Genomic DNA, 19,234 nt, shown 5'->3' with positions numbered 1-19,234 from the left:
CTACGACTGCTGCGGGCCATCCGAGCTTGGATGACCCCGGTATGTTGGCTCATGTCCTGCTGCGAAGCTCGTTCGAACAAGGCGCCTTTGCCGGAAATCGCCGCACTGTCAGCCTTTCTCACGTCAGGCTGCGGAATTAATCTCGATCTCCGGATTTAATACAGTACCAGTAGGTACTTAACCTGCAGGCCAATAGCTTGGTGCCGCTGTCCAGAGCATTCTTGCAGAAAACTGCACATGTGAAACCTGCATGACCGCCGGTCGTGCTGAAACATTTTGTGACGACCATTACCGATTTGCGTTGGTGCGATTTGCCCTCCCGATGTTTAATGGCAGCCGCAAACATGGATGTCAACATGATGAAAAAAACTCTTACCATCGCAGCGGGATTGATTACAGGTTCTGTAGTGCTGTTAACCGCCGTTCCAACCCTCGCCCACGGCGGCTACGCCGACTATAGCGGACCGGACAAGCATGGCCGCTATCGGGATCGTCAGGACGATGAATCCTTTAACCGGCATGGTTACAGGCATGGCCTACCGTTTGCGGCGCGGGTGACGATGGCACCGCCGCCCGGCGCGTTCGTCAGCGGCATTGTCCGGCTTGAGGTACGAGGCAGGGGCATGGTCAACGTCGAATTGCTGCCTGCCAGCGGCTATACTCCGAAGCTTGGCGTATTTAATGTATCTCCGGATGGAGAATTGGCCTGGCTGGATTTCGACACAAGAAGACTTTCCGAAGGTCGTCTTGATGTGCGTATCAGCGCGTTCAACGTGCCGCCGAATTATCCGGGTGCTTCGGAAATAGTCGCCATGCCGCCGAGAGTCTGGAATTTGAGGTAATCGGATCGGCCGTTTCCGATATGCCGAAATCACCAATAGCTGAAGATCAAGGCAGCCAGCAAGAGAATGATGGCAATCCAGATGAGGAGTCTTCCGTTTTTCATAGTGATGAGACCTTCGGCGTCCGTAAATGTTCTTGGGATGCTGCTCGTCGTGTTCCCATCGCACCGCCTCGCGGCAACGATGTGGCCATACGCCGCATCAAATGCTGCCTGCTGAAAAAGAAAAAGCTTCGGATATGCCACCGAACACTGCCCTGCTCTCTTCCCTCAGCGGCTGGCCCGGCAACATCTGAGCACGCCGAACTGATCGGTTCGAGAGCCTTCGGTGAAAAGGCAAGGAAGAGATCCAATTCGAAGCCAGTGGGATCGTAAAATATCTGCCGCCAGCCTGAATCAGGTATCTGCTAATAATCAGGATTGATGAAGTTGCCTTGACGGCATTCGCCGCACGCAGGCAAGCACACTTGTTCACGCCAACGTTGTGAACTGCATCAGCAGGAACGAAAGCGCCAATCTGTTCCCTTGCGGGCCTTCCATCCACTGTTCTTACCGAGAGCCTGCGATCGAAGTATTTATCCGGCGATACGCTGCTTCCATAAGACAATAGACGCCGAAGGCGAATAGCCCGGCCGCGACGATACCCAGTAACCACGGGCCATAGGACTGCTCGCGAAGCACTTGCAGTGCCTCGGCGGTTCCTTCTATTTCACCACCTTTGGCCAACCACGCTCCCTTTATGAACAACCATCCGATGATCAGCCACACCACGCCTCGGGCGATCAATCCGAACTGGCAAACGGGTCTTGCCCAATTCCGCTTGTCGGCAGGAATAGTCATGTATCTCTCAAAGCGGGCGGTAACGCCTTTATAGATGTGCGCAAAGCCCGTTGCGATCACGCCGATTCCGGCAATGCCGAGGGCGATCTGACCCAGGTCCGTCGTCAGGAAACTGCTTCCTGCGCTATGTGAAGAACCGTCTCCGTTGCCCATCAATAGCTTGGCGGCCCAGGCGGCCAACAAGAGATGCGTGACAGCGCTGACAAGCAAACCGAAACGTACAGCGAGACCTTTGCCTGTCGATCCATGTCCGTCGGGATCCTTGAAACATTGGATCAGACGCCAGGTGGAATAACCAAGCAGGCCGACAATGAGGAGGAAAATCAATACGCTCCCAAAAGGCTGCTCGAGGAGTTTAAGAACGGCTCCTTTCGAATCGGTAGTCTTGCCTCCTCGCTCGCCCAGGGCAGCCAGCAGCGCAAGGCCGCCGATCACCAGGTAAATTACGCCTCTGGCGCTGTAACCCAGCCGCGCCCATCTCTTCAGCTGCTGATCAAGTTCGACCTTATTCATGTTCAAGCTCCATCAATGCACCCGCCGCCGCTGTCCGACGAACGGCCATGGCCGATGTGATCCCTTGCCTTAAGAACCATTAATATGGAAATTGTTAGAAATATAACGATAGACTCGAGCGGAAAGAAACCGTTCACGTGCGCCATGATCCATGCACGCCCTGGATGCGGCATGGAAATGCAGACTGCCTTTGCCGCTCACCCGTCCTTGTATCTTGCACCAGCCCTGCAGGGATGAGCAGAAGTCCGGACCCTGCTGCCTCCGGTGCGCTTCCCTGCGGGCACAGGCAAGGTGCTCTGCGTGCTTGTGTGCGCTGCTGATGGTTTGACTGGCCAGGAATTATTTTCCCTGAAGCGGGTCTTGTCCAAAACAGCTCATGAATACAAGAGCAATATACAGCAGGCATTGTGTTGATCATGAATTCTGCGCTGGCCGCCGCTAGAGTCGAAAAATAAATCGGGGAAATCATTTGAGTGCAAACGCCGCCGCCTTGCCACTCCGCTTCGCCCACCATCCCTGGCGGTATGCCGACACGGGTGGCACGCGCGATCTGCGCATCGACTTCATGCGCGGCCTCGTCTTCGTATTGCTGTTCACCACCCATTTCCGCTACCAGTCGTGGTTCGCCCTGGTCGCTTGGGAGCGCATCGGCGTGGTGTCGTCTGCGGAAACCTTCATCATCCTGGCCGGAGTGGTTACCGGCGCGGTCTACGGCAAGAAGCTCAAGAGCGAAGGCCTCGGTCCTTGCAGCATCAAGCTTTTTCGGCGCGCATGGACACTCTACAAGCTGGCTGTGATTGTTGCAGGATCGATCGCCCTGCTGCGTCTGGCCCCGGGACTTGATACCTCTGCTCTTACGGGCTTTACCGACCCCGCCAGCGGCCAGCGCTACGAGCTTTATCCCCCGGTGGAAAACGGTGTGCTGACGTTTTTCGAGGTGCTGCTCCTCAAAGCGGTCCCGGACCAGTTCCAGGTCGTTGGCCTGTACGTGGTGCTTTTCCTGCTTACTCCGCTGATCTTCGCCGCCATCCATCGTGGCCGGACCGGTTCATTGCTCGTCCTTAGCTGGGCCGTTTATCTGATCAATTACCTTGCACTGGAATCGGAGTCAGGCACCGCCGAACTGCGCATCACCGGGGCGCAGTTCGAATATGCATTCCCGCTGCTGGCATGGCAGCTGATCTTCGTGCATGGCATCGTGGCCGGCTACCATAAGCACGCCATCGTGCAGTTCTTCCGCACCGCCGCCGGACGAGTGGCGCTTGCGCTATGCATCCTCATGTCCATCCTGTTCGCAGCCTTTTCGCTGAATCATCCGCTTCCCAGCCTGCCGGACTGGGCAGTCGCCTCCTTCATTGCGCCGGATACTTTCATGCAGTGGTACCGCGGCTTCTTCCTCAAATACAATCTGGGTCCCGGCAGGCTGCTGAATAACCTGGTGCTGCTGATCAGCCTATTCGCATTGCTGACCGTGACCTGGAGACCGGTCGAACGCTGGCTGGGCTGGCTCTTTATTCCACTCGGACAGGAATCGATGTATGTGTTTTTCATGCATATCTATCTGATCCTGCTCATTTCGAATACCCCGCTGCCAGCCATGAATGATGTCTGGGTCAATACCGCAATCCATGCCGGCATGCTGCTGACGTGCTGGGCCATGGTCAAAGCCCGTTTCCTGTTCCGCTGGATTCCGCGCTGATCTTGCGGCATCCATTGTGGAGAAGCAGCTACAATCCGCTGTCATTCTTGCAAGTCTTTCCGGATTCTTTTCTCTTGCCATCCCTGCCCATGCTATTGTTTCCCTTTGGTAATAGTGCGGCTGCGTCCAGGCCGGTTTCGCAGACTCGGCGCCCGGTTGTACTGGTATTCGGCCAGCATCGACAGAAGCAAGAGAAACGGAATGACCGTCAAAAAAAAATTTGCGGCCTTGGCATGCTTGCTTGGCCTGAGTGGGGGAGCCGGCGTGCAGGCGCAGTCCACACAAGTGTTCTATGACGATTTCAGCAGCAAGGGCGGCCTTGGCAACGCATGGGATATTGCGACCTGGGTCAACGGCCATCCATTCGGCTGCACCTTTTCCGACCAGGATGTTTCCAAGAACAAGGGTGTGCTGCGCCTGAGCTTTTCCGGCAGTTCCGGCAAATGCGCGGAGGTGCGTACCAGGCAGTACTGGCAGTACGGCAGCTACGTGGTCGACATGAAGCCGGCCAATGTCCGAGGCACGATCAGTTCCTTCTTCCTGTATGACGGGGTGGCGCGCACCCGCTCGCATCATGAAATCGACATCGAGTTCATAGGCGGAACCTCGCTGCTGCATACCAATGTCTGGATCGCCGGCGTGCAGTATCCGCGCGATATCGATCTGGCAACGCTTGGAATCGACCCCTATCAGCGCAGCCGCAAGTACGGTTTCACATGGCAGCCGGATGCGGTCGTCTGGAACGTCATGAACGATGCCGGGCAGTGGATCGAGGTACGTCGCGAACCAATCAGCCCTGCCGTGCCCATGAAGCTGATGATGAACGCCTGGTACGGCGACAATCTCGACAGCGCGCTTTACTTTCCCGGTTATTACGACGGCACGAGCGGCAAGGCCGAATACAGCTCGGTCTGGATCGGCAAGTGAAGCCGTTCAGCGCGCCGGCACAGGCGTAGCGGCAGGCATGCACATCGGCCGCTCCGAGGGCAGGCATTGATTGGGGCGGGCGAACGGATCATCGAGCTTGCGGGCAAAGTAGCCGCTCTTCGTTTCTTCCGGCATCAGCCGGCCCCTGACCTTGAACAGCAGCGTCTCCAGCACCATCGCATTGGTCGTCAGCGACACCGTCTCCAGCGCCGCTCCGCTCTGTTCAAGCCGGCCTTCGAACCAGCCGCGCTCCGCCTGATGCAGCGCCTGCGTCGCCTGCATCAGGCGGTCGGTATATTCACCCGGCCATAGCACCCACATGCCGAATGCGGCGCGCGTCGACACCAGCGCCAGCTTTTCATACTCCTTGCCGTCCGCGCCCACCGTATTCCAGGGATAGCCCGAGACGAACACGCCGTCCGTCACCGCATAAGGCGGCTCGCGCATCTGATAATCGCTGCGCGCGGTCAGCACGCCTTCCTTGCGGAAGCGTGCTTCCTGGGCCTGGTAGACACGCTCGGCCATCGCGCGATAGTCGGGCGAGCCGGAGGTTGCCGCAGCGCCCGGGATGCGGCCAGGGTAGCGCCAGCCCAGTTCCATACCCATCAGCACATAGGGCATGGTCAGCGCGCTGTTCGGCGCCCCGGTACTGCGAGGATCGCGGGCATCATAGGGAACGCGCACGCCATGAATCGTGACGCTCTCGATCTGCGGCTCGTCCCAGATGCGCGACGCATCGAAACCCCAGGCGGCGAAGCCGGCAGCCCCAACCTGCTCGTAACCGAGCCTGCCCTCGCGGTAACGGCTGCGCTGGTTATTCTCGCGCGAGATGCCGAACATGGCGCCGCAGTTGTCGATCACCTGGCAGAAATTCCAGCGCAGCACCGCCTTGTCGAAATACTCCTGGTACTGCGGATATCTGCCGCCGATGATCTTCATCCAGGTCAGCAGCCGGCCGACTTCGATCGCCGACCATCCGATGTCGCCGGGCTGGTTGGCATAGCTGACCATCTTTCCGGTCATTGAATTGTAGAGCTTGCTGGGCAGGCTGCCTTCCGACAGGTCCATGGTGTTGAGGAACTTCAGCAGGCGCGACATGCGGGAGTCGAATTCCCGCGTGTCGACCAGGCCGAAGTCGTGCGCGGCGGCCAGCGCAGCCATGTAATCGGCGGCATGCCACATCGAGAACGTCGGATAGCGGTCGAAGGAATTGACAAGTCCGTTGTCGGGATTGGTATTGTTCTCGAAGTAGCGCCATGCCACCTTCGCCCATTGCAGTTCCTGGGGCGTGAGCCTGCCGTAGCGGCCGACGTTGCCCTGATGCAGCGCCGCGTCCTTCGCCTTGGCCACCTGGCTTGAGACGACGCCGCAATTCGTCAGCAGCATGCTTGCGGCCAGCGCAACGCCGGCACCCAATACGCGCCGCCTCAGCATTGTCCTGCCCCGCCGCTGCAGGAAGCGGCTTCGTTGCGGCGCAGATTGAAACGCGTGCGCGCCTTGTCGCCGTAGGCGTCGCCGAAGCTTTTTTCCCACAGGCCGTTCCTGCGCTCGCCCCATTTGAGAAGCTTGCCGCGCGCCTTGTACAGGAGGGCTTCGAGCATGATGCCGTTGTTGTTGGCGGTGAAGGTCTTGATCGATCCCTTGCCGTTCTCGAGTATGCCTTCGTAATAACCCTTGGCCGGATCGTAGGTCTTGGCGATGGTATTGAACAGCAGATCGGTATAGTCCGACTTCCACATGACCCACATGCCTAGCGCGGCCTTGAGCGAAATCGCCGCAAAATGCGGCACATGCTTGCCGGTGTCGGTGATCGTGTTCCAGGTAAAGCCGTCCGTGTAAACGGTATCGTAGACAAAATAAGGTTCCTGATCGAGCTGATGCTCGGAACGCGCCGTAACGATACCGGTATCGCGATGCCGGTTTTCCTGCGCCTGATAAACACGGTTTGCGAAGTCGCGCATCCATTGATGGCTATGGCGCCTGTCGTTGGTATCGCGGTCGAGCGGCAAGTCCCAATTGAACTCCATTCCGTCGAGCACATAACTTTCGGACACGACATAATTGTGCTGATAAGTCTTGCGCGGGTCGCGCGAGTCGAAGGGCACGTCCACGCAGTGCGTGTTCACGAACTCGTACGGTTCGGGCTTCGCAGCCATCTCGGTGGAAATTCCCCACAGCTCGAAACCCTTGGCCGCGTACTCTTCATAGCCGAGACGGCCTTCCTGCACATACTCGACCTGCCTCTTCTCATTCAGGCGCGCGCCGTAAAGCGTGCCGCCGCGGTCAACGATGCGATCGAAATTCCAGCGCAGCACGAAGCGGTCGATTGGATCGGCGAATTCCGGATAGCGCTCCTTGACGATCTTCAGCCAGATCAGCAGACGGCCGAGGTCGATCGCCGAATAGCCGATCTCGCCGGGCTTGTTGGCGTAGTCGGATTTCTCGACGGTCTTGGTGTGATAGACCTTGTTCGGCAGCTCATCCCGGAAGAAAGCCATGCGGTTGAAGGTGGCGATCACCGCCGAGAGCCGCTCGGCTGCTTTCCCGCGCTCGATGACGCCCAGTTCCTGTGCGGCGACGATGGCCGCCAGGTAGGAGGCGGTATCCCACATGGTGGTCGACGGATAGCCGTCGACCGCGTTCACCAGGCCCGATTCCGGTTGCAGGTTGTTCTCGAAATATTTCCAGGCGACGCGGGCCATGTTCATTTCCGCATCGTTGAGCGGGCCGCTGCGCTGGCCATAGCGTGCCGCAGGAAGCTCGCCGGTGATGCAGCCGGCAGCCAGGGCCGGTCCCTGGGCGCCGAGCAGCAGGCCGGCAGCCAGCACAGTCAGTCCCGATCGCTTCATGGCTTTTCTCCCTGCGCATGGCCCAGCAGCCTGCCGCCTGCGATGTAGGCCAGGCTTTCCAGCACCACGGCATTGGTATTGGCCGTGACCGCCTTGTTGATTGCGCCGCCTTCCTCATATTTGCCCGCATACCAGCCGCGCACGGGATCGAACAGGCTGCCGACTTCCTGTACCAGCTTGCCGGTGTAGTCGCTGCGGTAAAGCGCGTGCCAGCCGAACGCCGCCTTGACGCTCAGGCTGCGCAAGCGGCTCGCATCCTCGCCCTTCTCGGTCAGCGCATTCCATGCCTTGCCATTGCTGTAGACGGTGTTGTAGACGAAGTAAGGCGCCTGGTCGACGTGATCCTCGGTGACCGCGGTCAGCTTGCCGGTCTCGCGGAAGCGCTGCTCCTGGGCGCGGTAGACGCGCCACGCGAATTCACGCGAGATGCGGTCGCCTCCGAATTCCAGGCCGTCGAGCAGATAGGGCTCGCTGACCACGTAATTGTGGCCGCCGGAAGTCTGCGCGTCGCGACGGTCATGCGGCACCTTGATGCCGTAGACGTCCGCGAAGCGGAGCTGGGCCTTGTAATCGAGCGCTTCGACGGCGTCCGTGCCGAGCAGTGCGGCAGCCTTGGCCGCATACTGCTCATAGCCGAGACGGCCTTCCTGAAGCAGCTCCAGCTTGCCGTTTCCGTTTCCATGCATGCCGACCAGCACGCCGTCGCGCGTCATGCGCGCCAGCTGCCAGCGCGCAATGACACGGCGGGCCGCCTCGGTGTGCCTCGGATGGTTCCAGGCCACGATGTTCAGCGGCACCAGGATTCGGCCGATATCGATCGCCGACCAGCCGATACCTTGCGCCGCGGGCTTGCCCGTATAGTCCACCATCTCCAGCGTCGCAGTGCTGTAGGACTTGTTGGGCAGCAGGTCGTCGTACAACGGCATGGCTCCCAGTGAAGCAAGCATGCTTTTCATCCGCGCATCGAACTCCTTTTCAGGCAGCAGCTCAAGGCGGCGTGCAGCCAGCAGCGCCAGCAGAGTCGAGCCGGTGTCCCACATGGTGGCGGCCTGATACTTGTCGACCGAGTTCACGAGGCCGGTTTTCGGATCGGTATTGTTTTCGAAGTATGTCCAGGCGATGCGCGCCCATTCGCGCTCCTGTTCGCTCAGCGCTCTCGGTTCGGCCAAAGGCGGCAGGTCGCGGCTGTAGGCAATGGTCGCCGCCGTGCTCGAGCCCGCAGGCGCCGCGCTGTGCCTTTCAATCCACATCACAAGCGCGAAACCCACCGCCAGCGCAAGAATGAACACGATATTGCTGCGTGCGCGCAAAAGATTTTCCTTGTTCATGCGATCTTCCCTGACTCGGTTGCAGCCGCATCGGCAATGTCCTCTTCCGGCGGCGTCCATTGTGCCGCCCTGATCATCGGCAGCATGACCAGAATATTGTTCAGGCCCCAGGCGGCATTGACGACCAGGCTTTGCAGCTCATGCGATTGCCCGAGTCCGAAGACCCGATAGGCGCCGTACACGATGCCGGCCACGGTCAGCGCGATCACTGCCATCTGCGGGATCACGAGGTGCAGGAAATTGCCCTCCTGCCTTTCCTTCGGCGTCACCGGAAACTTGATCTTTTCCCCCTTGAGCACCGTCCACAATGCACGGAAGTTGATCGAAAAGAAGGACAGGTAGGATGCCTTGCCTTCCCAGGATTTGACGCCCCACATGCCGAACATGAACGCCAGCTCCGTGGCCAGCAGGAAGGGCAGCGAGTGCAGATAGAACGCGTCGGAATAGGCCGACAGCGGCGGTATGCCGGTGAATAGATAAATGATCGGCGCGGCGATGAAGACGATGTTCCAGATACAGCCGAAGTAGGACCAGAACGTCGACAGGTACATCGTCCGCTGGGCCCAGCTCATCTTCCCCCGGAACAGCGGATTGTCGCGGAAGCAGATGTCGAGCGTGCCGCCTGCGTATTTGAAGCGCTGGATCATCCAGGACAGCAGGTCCTGCGGCGACAGCATTTTCGATTCCACTTCGGGATGCAGCACCGACTTCCAGCGCCGGGCAACGTCATTGTGCAGAACGATGGAAGTGTAGATGTCCTCGGAGACGTGAAACTTGTACGGCGTGAACTCGGTCTCCAGCGCGACCTGGTTACGCATGGCGCCGCTGAAATCCGCGCGCAGCCCCGGGTCCTTGATGTCGGAGGCGTACTTCTCGACTTCCTTGTCGACCTTCATCGCATAGGCGCGCAGCGCTGCCTGCATCACCGCTTCGCGGCGGTGGATCGATCCCGCGCCGCAGCAGAACGCGGCATTGGCCCAATTGCGCCTGCGCTGGATCACGTCGTAGAACATTTGCGCATCGCTGACGAAGGGGTCTTCCCCCACCCGCACCGGCCCCACCAGGCGCTGCACTCCTGCCCCGAGCCAACGTCCGAAACGGCCGGCCTTGCGGCCCCAGTGCTGCGGCAGACTTTCGCCCTCGGGAATGTCGTAGAACCACTGCGGCGTCTGCACCCACGCGACGTCGACGTCGCGGAAATAGCCGAGCGTATGTTCGAGGAAGCTTGGGAACAGGCGGGTGTCCGCATCGCAGATGATGATGAAGTCGCCGCTGGTATGCTCCATCGCATTGCGCAGGTTGCCGGCCTTGAAGCCGATATTGCTGGAGCGGGTGATGTAATTGACGCCTTCCTCCTCGGCCACCTGGCGCATCAGCGGGCGGCGCCCGTCGTCGAGTACATGCACTCGCAAATCGATCGGGTGCGGATAGCGCACTGCCTTGGCGTCGCGGATCGACAGCCGCACCAGTTCTTCCTCTTCGCTGTAAGTGGTGAGGAAAATATCGGCGGAAATCGGCCGGTCTTCGTCGCCATGGGTATCCGCACATTCGCTGATGGTGCGTGGCGGAGGACGGCGCGGATAGTCGTGCACCTTCCACAGGTTGATGGCGAACAGCACCAGGCCGATATAGGCAAGCGTCTCCGCCAGCACCAGAGGGATGGCAAACCATAAGGCATCATAGTTCAGGGATTCGGTCCAGCGCCAGCGGATGTAATTGGCGCCGAGGATGAGGGCGACGACGACCAGAAACTGCCAGAGGAGCTCGATGGCCGGCGAATGCGGCAATGGCGACGGCGGCCTGCGGTGCTCGAATTTGCTGAAATAGAATGCCAATCGATATTCCTGCCTTTCCCGATTCCGTCTATGTGTCTATGTCCGTTATGCGGTGTCTATGACTTGTTATCCAGCGGCGGCTCCTGACGCTGGGACCCGGCAGCCGTCGAACTTGTTCCGAAGCGCTTGGCCATGGTCAAGCGGTTGATTCCTTCGGCGGACTGGTATTGCACCGCATCGAAGGACAGCCTGATCAGCGACAAGCCCATTCCATGCTCGGGCAGCGCGGCAACATCGTCGGGATCGAAATCGAACGCCGCCGCGCTGTCACGCTGCAGGTTCTCCGCCGGAATCGGAATGCCGGTGTCGATCAGCTCCAGGATGGCGGCGTCGGCCGACTGCTCGAACTGCAACTCGATTGCACCTGACTGCATGCCAGCGTAGCCATGCCTGACCACGTTGGTTAGCGCTTCCACGATGCCGAGTTCGATGGCATCCCTTGCCTCTGCCGGCACTCCTTCGGACATGAAGGCGCGCAGCGTCTCCGCGACGGCGCGCACTTCTTCCAGCCGCGCGGGCACGTTGAACTGGATCTTGCGCGTCATCGCCTTCATTGCACAGACCGGTCCTGCTGCATCGCTTCGCGCAGCAAGTCATGGGTCGGATCGTCGATCAGATCCTTGCGTGCATCATCGAGCAGCCAGCCGATATCGGCATCCTCAATGTCTACGGTCTCGCCGCGGGGATCGATCAGCTTGCCGGCGAACACGATGTTTTCGTTCAGCGATGCCACTGATGCCACGCGGGTATAGTCCCCGAGTATGCTCGCTCTGACCTGTGCGCCGGCTTCGATCACGCAATTGGGACCGATCACAGTGGGACCTTCGATCACGGCGCCGTCGCCGATGGCGGTGCCGCTGCCGATGTAGACCGGGCCGCTCACCTGTACCTTCGACCAGTCTGCGCGAATGCCGAGGCCAACGCGAACGCCGGGCGAGATTTCGACGCCGGGCAGCCGGTAGCCGCGCACCTGCCCGCTCAGCGCCAGGCGCGTCGCATGCCAGAAGTCGGTCACCGAACCGATATCGACCCATTGGAAAGGCTGCGCCACCGAGTAGACGGGAATGCCTTTCTGGATCAGGGAAGGAAACAGCTGGCCGCCGATGTCGTATTCCTGTCCGGACGGAATATGCTCGAACACCGAGGGCTCGAATATGTAGATGCCGGTATTGGCATTGGTCGACAGCGCCTGCTCCGCCTTGGGTTTCTCCTGGAAGCTCTTCACCCGGCCGTCTTCGTCGGCGACCACCACGCCGTACTTGCTGACCTCTTCCAGCGGCACCGTCTTGGTGACGATGGTGGCGGCCGCGCCGCGGCTGCGGTGGAATTCCAGTACCGCGCCGAGGTCGACGTCGATCAGCGCATCGCCGCACAGCACGGCGAAGGTACTGTCGAAGAAGCCGCAGAAATCCTGGATCTTGCGCATGCCGCCCGCCGAGCCGAGCGGGCGGTCGATGAACTGGCCGTTCTCCAGATGTCCCTCGTAGGAATAGGCGATCTGCACCCCCAGTTTCTCGCCGTCCCGGAAGTAATTCTCGATGGCCGAGGACAGGTAGCTGGTGTTGATGAAGATCTGGTCGAAGCCGTGCTGTGCGAGATGCTCAATGATGGATTCCATTACCGGCTTGCGCACCAGCGGGATCATCGGCTTGGGCATCACATTGGTCAGGGGACGCACGCGGGTACCCTTTCCCGCAGCCAATATCATTGCTTTCACGCCGCTCTCCTCAGCTCAGCTTCTCGATGGCATCCGAGGGCGTATCCGCAATCACGAAAACCTTGTCCATGCGTGTCAGCTTGAACAGGCTGAGCACCGCTCCCTTGACATTGCATACGGCCAGCATGCCGCGCGTACCCAGGGCCTTGAGTACCGAGACGATCGCGCCGAGACCGCTCGAATCCATGAACTGCACCATTTCCAGGTCGAGGACCACGGCCTTCTCGCCCGAGGCCACGACTTCGAGCACCGCTTCCTTGAAGGCCAGCGCCACCGATGCATCGATCCGCTTGAGCTGCGGCTTGATGATGGCAGTGTCTCGATCCCTGCTGACTTCAATCAATTCCATGATTTCTCCATTTTATTTTTAAGGGTGCACGGCATGGGGGAAGACTTTCCGTATTGACCATGCCGGTAACCAGAAGTTTGACTTCGCGTCCGGCCTCCTACCAGCTCGCCGACCAGGAAATCGAGATGCTGCCGCGCCGGAAACCTCCCTGCCCCGGCGTATCGCGCCCCGGATAGCGGTTGCCGGCGTAATTATTGTATTGAAAGGTAATCGTGCCCGGCTGCCAGTCGAAGTAACCAAAGCCATAAGTAAAGTCAGGATCCCAGGGCTGCTGCTGCGAGCGGTCAGGGTAATGGAACACGGTGGCGTTTGCATACAGGTTCTGCGGCAGGCTGTATCGGCAGCCGAGCGACAGCGATCGCTTGTTTTTCTTCAGCGACAGGGTGGCCAGATCGGTATAACGCTGCGTCAGATTGGCGTTGACGATGCAGTTGACCTGATGGTCCTCGGCCGCCTTGAAGAGCGGGTCGAGAAACGCCGGCATCACGAACTTGTAGCCCAGGGACCAGACCCCTTGCCGGAACCGGCTGACGGTTTCCGCTCCCTCCGGCCGCAGGCGGTTGCCGGAATAGTTGCCGTAGACCAGGCTGAAGGTGTTAGGGTGCCAATCGTCATAACCGAAGGTGTAGGTAAAGTCCGGATTCCACGGCCGCTGGCGGTCGCCCATCAGATACCGGTAGAAAGTGATGCTGCCGAACCAGTAGCTTGCCGGGTTATAGCGCAGCTCCGCCTGCAGCGTCGGAGATACGGCCGGAGGCCCTTGAGTGCCGGCGCCAAGATCGCCGCCGGCGCTGGTACGCAGCGGGTAGTCGAATCCCAGCCGCAGGCGCAGGGGATTGCGGTTCGTCGCATCCGCCTCGTCGGCCGGTTCGGCGGCATTCGCCGTCGCTCCGGGTGCCGCTGCGCCGCCGGGGCCGGGGACTGCCTGCACGGCCGGGGTATTCCAGTCTGCCGCGCATGCCCATGACATGCCGAGCGCAAACATGCCAATGACGGCTACCAGCCTCGCGGCACGGATGCCTGCACAAGCTGCGCCAGTCCTCCCCGACCTCAATTAGGCAACCCCGTCGACAAGCGGAGCTGGCGATTCGCTCCGAATTCGAGACTCAGGAAGGTGACGTCATCCTTGTAGCCGTCATCGCCGCCGTGCCAGTCGGTCAATGCCTGGTCGATCGCTTCCCGCACTTCCGGCAGCGGCCGGCCGCAGGTCTGCGCCAGTACCCGCTCCATGCGCTCCTGGCCGAAGGCTTCATCTTCCCGGTTCGCGCAATCCGGGACGCCGTCGGAATAGAGGTAGAGCCGCATGCCTGGAGTGAGGCGCAGGCGGTGCGATTCGAATTCGGCATGATCGAGAATGCCTATCGGCAAGCCGCCGTCGCCGATCGGCTCGACGACGGCCGAGCCGGGCTTGCAGAGAAGCGCCGGCGGATGCCCCGCCTGCACCAGGGCCACTTCGCCCGAATCGCGATCGAGGATGCCGTACACCATGGTGAGGTAGAGACCGGACTCGGTCATCGAGGCGAACCGCTCGTTGAATCCCTGGACCAGCCTCGACGCCGCCTCGCCGATATCGCCCTGCTTCTCATGCAGCAGGTGCAGCATCTCGGCGCGCGCGGAATACATCTGCCGCTGGGCATAGAAGGCCAGCAGGGCTGCCGACAGACCATGGCCGGATACGTCGATCACGTAAAAGCACAGGTGGCGCTCGCCCAGCGGAAAGTAATCGAAAATGTCGCCCCCGAGATAGCTCGAGGCACGGAACAGCCAGTCGAAGCGAACGGTATCGATGCATTTCGGTCCCGGCAGGAAGCGCTGCTGCATCTCCCGCGCGATGGCCATTTCCTCGCTCAGCTTGGCATAGGCGCGAGACAATTCCTGGTTGCGTTTCTCGAGATTGTCATGCAGGTCCGCCCTGGCCTGTTCAAGCCGCTTCTGTTCGCTGACGTCATGGCCGATGGCGACGATCACCTGCAAGCCATTCTGCGTGAGCCTCTGCATGCGCAGTTCCACATTGCGCTGCTCGCTGCCGGGTGCGCCGCGCAGCTGCTCCAGCAAAACCTTGTCGCGCCGGCCGGTATGCAGCATCTCGATCAGCCTGCCCGCGTCTGCATCCGCCTGCACCACATCAGCCAGCCTGCGGCCGTTCAGGCTGTTGTCTGCGCAGCCGTGCGCAGCGCAGGCGGCGCTGTTGGCATACATGCACTCCATGCTGCGCGCATCGACCAGCATGACTTCGTCATCGAGCTGATTGAGCACCTGTCCCAGCAAGGCCAGGCGGGCCTCCCGCTTCCGCGCCTTGAGCAAGGCGGACAGGACCGCGGTCAGCTGCTTGAGCGATTCAAGCTGGAGGTCGCTCAGCCGGGCGGGCTGGTCGGACAGGACGCACAGCGTTCCCAGCTTGTATCCTTCTTCGCTGGTCAAGGGCATGCCCGCATAAACACGGATCGACAGTTCGCCGGTGACGAAGGGATTGTCGCTGAACCGAGCGTCCTCCAGCGTGTCCGGCACATGCAGAATGTCGTCCTGCAGAATGGCATGGCCGCAGAAACTGATGTCGCGCGGCGTTTCCCTCATGTCTTTCAAGCCATGCGCGGCCTTGAACCATTGCCTGTCTTTCGCCACCAGCGAAATCAGCGCATAGGGTACCCCGCAGATCTTCGCCGCCAGCGATGCGATCTCATCGAATACGGCTTCGAACGGCGTATCCAGGAGGAGATAACTATCAAGATTTTCTACGCGCTGCGCATCGTCGTGGGGTATGGGAGCGGCGATCATGTATTCAAGGAAATTTGTTTTTCAATATGACTCGCGTGACGTGGACCAGTTCTGCGGTGCGATGCCAACATTCCCTGAAGCTTCACGGCCGGTACTCGATCGCAAGAAAAGTCACGTCGTCGCCGAAGCTGTCGATACCCCCTTGCCAGTCGCACAGCGCACTGTGCAAATGGCCGCCCACCTCCTCGAGTGTCAGGCTGCTGGTGCGGGAAAGCAACTGTTCCAGCCTGGATGCGCCAAACGCTTCCTCCTGCATGTTCAGGCAATCCGTGATGCCGTCAGAGTAGAGATACAGTCTCGTGCCCGCCTCCAGCTTCAGGAAATGGCTTTCGTATTGGATGTCACTGAGGAAGCCGATTGGCAGACTGCCATCGCCTACTGGCTGCAGCCGCCCCTTCCTGGACGCAAGCAGGGCCGGAGGATGTCCTGCCTGTACCAGCGCCACGTCGCCGGTTTCCTGGTCCAGGATGCCGTACACCATGGTGAGATAAAGACTGGTTTCCCGCATCTGCATGAAGCGGTTGTTGAAGTCCGTCACCATTGCCGCGGCAGCCGGAGCGATTGCTCCATGCTGATCTATCAGCGCCGCCGCTTGCGGGCCTGACGCCCGGATCTGATGCTGGGCATTGAATGCCAGCATTGCGGCAGACACGCCGTGCCCCGAGACATCGACGACATAGAAGCATTGGTAGCGCTCGTCTATGGAAAAGTAATCGAAGCAGTCGCCGCTGACATAGCTGGATGCCTGAAAAAACCAGCTGAAATGCACCGGCCCGATGTTGCCCGGCTGCGGCAGCAGGCCGAGCAGCATCTTTCTGGCCATGTTCAGTTCGCGGCTTAACTGGGTGTAAGCGGCATCGCGCTGCAAGTGATGCATGTAGGCCGCCGAGTGATAGCGCAGGCGCGCCAGCATTTCCGCCTGCGCCGGCAGCTTGATCAGGTAATCATTGGCACCGTTTGCAAATGCCTGCGCCTTGACTTCAGGGTCTTCCTTCGTGGAAAGCACAACGACGGGGACATTACGCGTCTGCGGATGTTCGCGGAAACGGCGCACGAGTTCAAACCCGTCCGCATCAGGCATTACAAGATCCTGAAGGATCACCGTCGGCTGCCATCGCAACGCTTCCGCCATTACTCTGTCGGCGTGCTGAACGACATGGAATTCGATGTCTGGGTGTCCGCTGATCAGTTGCCGGACGGCATAGGCGACGATGGTCTGGTCGTCAACGAGAAGAACTCGTACGCCGGAGTCCGCAGAGGTTGTTGACTGTGGGATGGAACTTGGCTGGGCCGGCGTAATTTCTTTCGGGGAAAGATCCGTTGAGTAATTTGGTAGACGCATGTTTTCGTTGCGGCGGCAAACGTTTGTTTGCCCCCAAAGATACAAGAAATCGATGTATTTCGCGACTAGTTGTCCAATCCGTCTGCCACGGCTCTCTGAAACGAGCAGTGGACCGACTGCGTGGCACCATGAACAGGCTTGGACCTGCACGGGAATGTTGACTTTGTTCCTCAAGCGACCAAGCAGCAGCAGACCATCACGGAACCAGGATATTTGAGTCCGAGATAAAGTTGGATTTCAGCAACAGCCGTCCTGCATCATCCCGGAACGGGTCGAGAGATCACTTCCCTGCAGGAAAAATTGATCCAGATCATGTTTTTCGGCGTATTTGGCAGGATACGCTGGACGCAAGGTGAATACCGACTCCACCTTCCTCCCTGCAAAGGAAGCTACCAGCTTGCCGACGCGTAGGGCTTCCCGGCTTTATTCAGACAAAATTCAGAAAGATCTATCATGATTGCAAACATGAAAATCGGCGTTCGGCTTGCTGCAGGCTTTGCGATCATCCTGTCGCTGCTGCTTGCCATTTCCACCTTCGGCATCTTCCGCCTGAATGCGGTCAACATGGAGGTAGACGACGTCCTGCAAGACCGTTATCCCAAGATCGTACTTGCCACGTCGATCAAGGAAAACCTCAACATCATTGCCCGCTCGGTGCGCAACACACTCATCATGACTGATCCCAGGCAGATCGATCATGAACTTGACCGGATTGCCAGCGCGCGAAAGGAAATCGCCGCTGCGTTGACCAAGCTGGAGAAAATGATCAGCACACCCAAAGGCAGGGAGCTGTTTGCCAAAGTCGCAGGTGCCCGGGACAACTTTGTCGTGGCCGAGGACAAATTTGCCGCCTTGATCAAGGCACAAAAGCAGGATGAGGCAAGGACACTGTTGTTGGCTGAAATGCGGCAAACGCAGCTGATCTATATGACGCACCTCGACGAAATGATCGCGTTCCAGAATAGCTTGATGGACGAAGCCGGCAAGGACGTCGTCGACGCCGTCTCGAGCGCGCGCATCCTGATCAGCGCGTTGTCTGCCCTGGCACTTGCGCTGGGCGCACTCATTGCCTGGCAGATCACACGATCAATTACACGGCCTGTGCACGACGCCGTTCGGATAGCGCAGACTGTCGCCTCAGGGGATCTTACTGGGCATATCGAAGTACGTTCGACCGACGAACTCGGCGTGTTGACGAAGGCGCTCCGGGACATGAACGATTACCTCAGTCAGATCGTAGGGCAGGTCCGGCAAGGTACCGATACGATCAGCACCGCGTCAACGCAGATTGCCGCGGGCAACATGGACCTTTCGTCCCGCACGGAAGAGCAAGCCAGCTCCCTGGAAGAAACCGCTTCCTCCATGGAAGAGCTCACCTCAACCGTCAAGCAGAATGCGGATAACGCGCAGCAGGCCAACAACCTCGCCATTGCGGCTTCCGAGCTGGCAGGAGAAGGCGGAGCCGTCGTGGCTCAGGTCATCGAAACGATGGGCGCAATCAATGCATCCTCAAGGAGGATCGTCGACATCATCGGCGTCATTGACGGAATTGCGTTCCAAACCAATATACTGGCCTTGAATGCCGCGGTAGAGGCAGCCCGTGCCGGCGAACAAGGACGCGGATTCGCCGTTGTCGCCTCCGAAGTCCGCAATCTCGCCCAGCGTTCAGCCGCCGCAGCCAAGGAAATCAAAACCTTGATTGACGATTCCGTCGGCAAGGTTGATGCCGGCACCAAGCTTGTGGATCAGGCCGGCATGACGATCCAGCACGTTGTAGAAGGCGTACAGCGTGTGACTGACATCATGAGCGAGATTACTGCCGCCACCACGGAACAGACTGCCGGCATCGAGCAAATCAATCAGGCGATTACCCAGATGGATCAAGTGACGCAACAGAATGCGTCGTTGGTCGAAGAAGCGGCAGCCGCTGCCGAAGCGATGCAAGACCAGGCCAGGGCGCTGTCGGAAACCGTGGGACGGTTCAAGTTATCCGGCCTCGCGGCCAAGGTTTCTGCAGCAGGCTCCCGTACCCCTGCGAGGACCGGAATGGCTCCACGGCCAAGACCCTCATCACAAGTGCTTGCTGGCGTTTCCAAAGCAGTTCCAGCCGCAGCGGCGGCGACACGGCAACGGCTCGTTGGAAGTAACGAAGATTGGACCGAGTTTTGAGCGGAGATATGACGGATGGTATGCGCAATGGATGGATATTGCCGTCTACC

Annotated in this window: 15 protein-coding genes; 4 read left to right on the top strand and 11 right to left on the bottom strand. The window is 59.6% G+C overall.

Annotation, left to right across the window (positions count from 1 at the left end):
- Positions 1 to 356: 356 nt before the first annotated feature.
- A complete protein-coding gene (locus IGW03_RS21145; RefSeq protein WP_194724507.1) occupies positions 357 to 842 on the top strand; it encodes a hypothetical protein in 486 nt (161 codons plus the stop codon).
- A gap of 548 nt (positions 843 to 1,390) precedes the next feature.
- Here IGW03_RS21145 and IGW03_RS21140 read toward each other — a convergent pair.
- Positions 1,391 to 2,194, bottom strand: a complete 804-nt coding sequence (locus IGW03_RS21140; protein ID WP_194724506.1) for a DUF1206 domain-containing protein — start codon at positions 2,192 to 2,194, stop codon at positions 1,391 to 1,393.
- Positions 2,195 to 2,663: 469 nt separating this feature from the next.
- On the opposite strand from IGW03_RS21140, the gene opgC reads away from it, so the two are divergent.
- Both opgC and IGW03_RS21130 read left to right on the top strand, forming a co-directional pair.
- The gene (gene opgC, locus IGW03_RS21135) at positions 2,664 to 3,893 is read left to right on the top strand and encodes an OpgC domain-containing protein (RefSeq protein ID WP_194724505.1); all 1,230 of its coding nucleotides are present in this window, start codon (positions 2,664 to 2,666) and stop codon (positions 3,891 to 3,893) included.
- Between the two features lie 201 nt (positions 3,894 to 4,094).
- Positions 4,095 to 4,820, top strand: a complete 726-nt coding sequence (locus IGW03_RS21130; protein WP_194724504.1) for a family 16 glycosylhydrolase — start codon at positions 4,095 to 4,097, stop codon at positions 4,818 to 4,820.
- 6 nt (positions 4,821 to 4,826) lie between these two features.
- On the opposite strand, the gene IGW03_RS21125 is transcribed toward IGW03_RS21130, so the two are convergent.
- The 10 genes from IGW03_RS21125 to IGW03_RS21080 all read right to left on the bottom strand — a co-directional run bounded on the left by IGW03_RS21125 (position 4,827) and on the right by IGW03_RS21080 (position 17,015).
- Positions 4,827 to 6,254 carry a DUF3131 domain-containing protein gene (locus IGW03_RS21125; protein ID WP_194724503.1) on the bottom strand — a complete coding sequence of 476 codons (1,428 nt, stop codon included), beginning with the start codon at positions 6,252 to 6,254 and terminating at the stop codon, positions 4,827 to 4,829.
- A complete protein-coding gene (locus IGW03_RS21120) occupies positions 6,248 to 7,669 on the bottom strand; it encodes a DUF3131 domain-containing protein (RefSeq protein WP_194724502.1) in 1,422 nt (473 codons plus the stop codon). Before IGW03_RS21120 ends, IGW03_RS21125 begins: the two co-directional genes overlap by 7 nt.
- A complete protein-coding gene (locus IGW03_RS21115) occupies positions 7,666 to 8,997 on the bottom strand; it encodes a DUF3131 domain-containing protein (protein WP_194724501.1) in 1,332 nt (443 codons plus the stop codon). The genes IGW03_RS21120 and IGW03_RS21115 overlap by 4 nt, the downstream gene beginning before the upstream one ends.
- Positions 8,994 to 10,832 carry a glycosyltransferase gene (locus IGW03_RS21110; RefSeq protein ID WP_194724500.1) on the bottom strand — a complete coding sequence of 613 codons (1,839 nt, stop codon included), beginning with the start codon at positions 10,830 to 10,832 and terminating at the stop codon, positions 8,994 to 8,996. The genes IGW03_RS21115 and IGW03_RS21110 overlap by 4 nt, the downstream gene beginning before the upstream one ends.
- Before the next feature lie 56 nt (positions 10,833 to 10,888).
- The gene (locus IGW03_RS21105) at positions 10,889 to 11,377 is read right to left on the bottom strand and encodes an ATP-binding protein (RefSeq protein WP_194724499.1); all 489 of its coding nucleotides are present in this window, start codon (positions 11,375 to 11,377) and stop codon (positions 10,889 to 10,891) included.
- Positions 11,378 to 11,382: 5 nt separating this feature from the next.
- Positions 11,383 to 12,540 carry a nucleotidyltransferase family protein gene (locus tag IGW03_RS21100; RefSeq protein ID WP_228535884.1) on the bottom strand — a complete coding sequence of 386 codons (1,158 nt, stop codon included), beginning with the start codon at positions 12,538 to 12,540 and terminating at the stop codon, positions 11,383 to 11,385.
- Positions 12,541 to 12,559: 19 nt separating this feature from the next.
- Positions 12,560 to 12,898: an STAS domain-containing protein gene (locus IGW03_RS21095; RefSeq protein ID WP_194724497.1), complete on the bottom strand. Its 339-nt coding sequence runs from the start codon at positions 12,896 to 12,898 to the stop codon at positions 12,560 to 12,562.
- Positions 12,899 to 12,995: 97 nt separating this feature from the next.
- Positions 12,996 to 13,883, bottom strand: coding sequence for a hypothetical protein (locus IGW03_RS21090; RefSeq protein ID WP_194724496.1), 888 nt, complete (start codon positions 13,881 to 13,883; stop codon positions 12,996 to 12,998).
- A gap of 65 nt (positions 13,884 to 13,948) precedes the next feature.
- Positions 13,949 to 15,673 carry a SpoIIE family protein phosphatase gene (locus IGW03_RS21085; protein WP_194724495.1) on the bottom strand — a complete coding sequence of 575 codons (1,725 nt, stop codon included), beginning with the start codon at positions 15,671 to 15,673 and terminating at the stop codon, positions 13,949 to 13,951.
- Positions 15,674 to 15,755: 82 nt separating this feature from the next.
- Complete coding sequence (locus IGW03_RS21080) at positions 15,756 to 17,015, bottom strand: PP2C family protein-serine/threonine phosphatase (protein WP_194724494.1); 1,260 nt, start codon at positions 17,013 to 17,015, stop codon at positions 15,756 to 15,758.
- Positions 17,016 to 17,468: 453 nt separating this feature from the next.
- Between IGW03_RS21080 and IGW03_RS21075 the strand changes: the two genes are divergently transcribed.
- Entirely contained in the window at positions 17,469 to 19,184 is a 1,716-nt protein-coding gene (locus tag IGW03_RS21075; RefSeq protein ID WP_194724493.1) for a methyl-accepting chemotaxis protein, read from the top strand.
- Positions 19,185 to 19,234 lie beyond the last annotated feature (50 nt).

It is taken from the genome of Noviherbaspirillum malthae, assembly GCF_015352985.1.
Classification (GTDB): Bacteria; Pseudomonadota; Gammaproteobacteria; order Burkholderiales; family Burkholderiaceae_D; genus Noviherbaspirillum; species Noviherbaspirillum malthae.
This window is presented reverse-complemented; position numbering and strand designations above follow the sequence as displayed.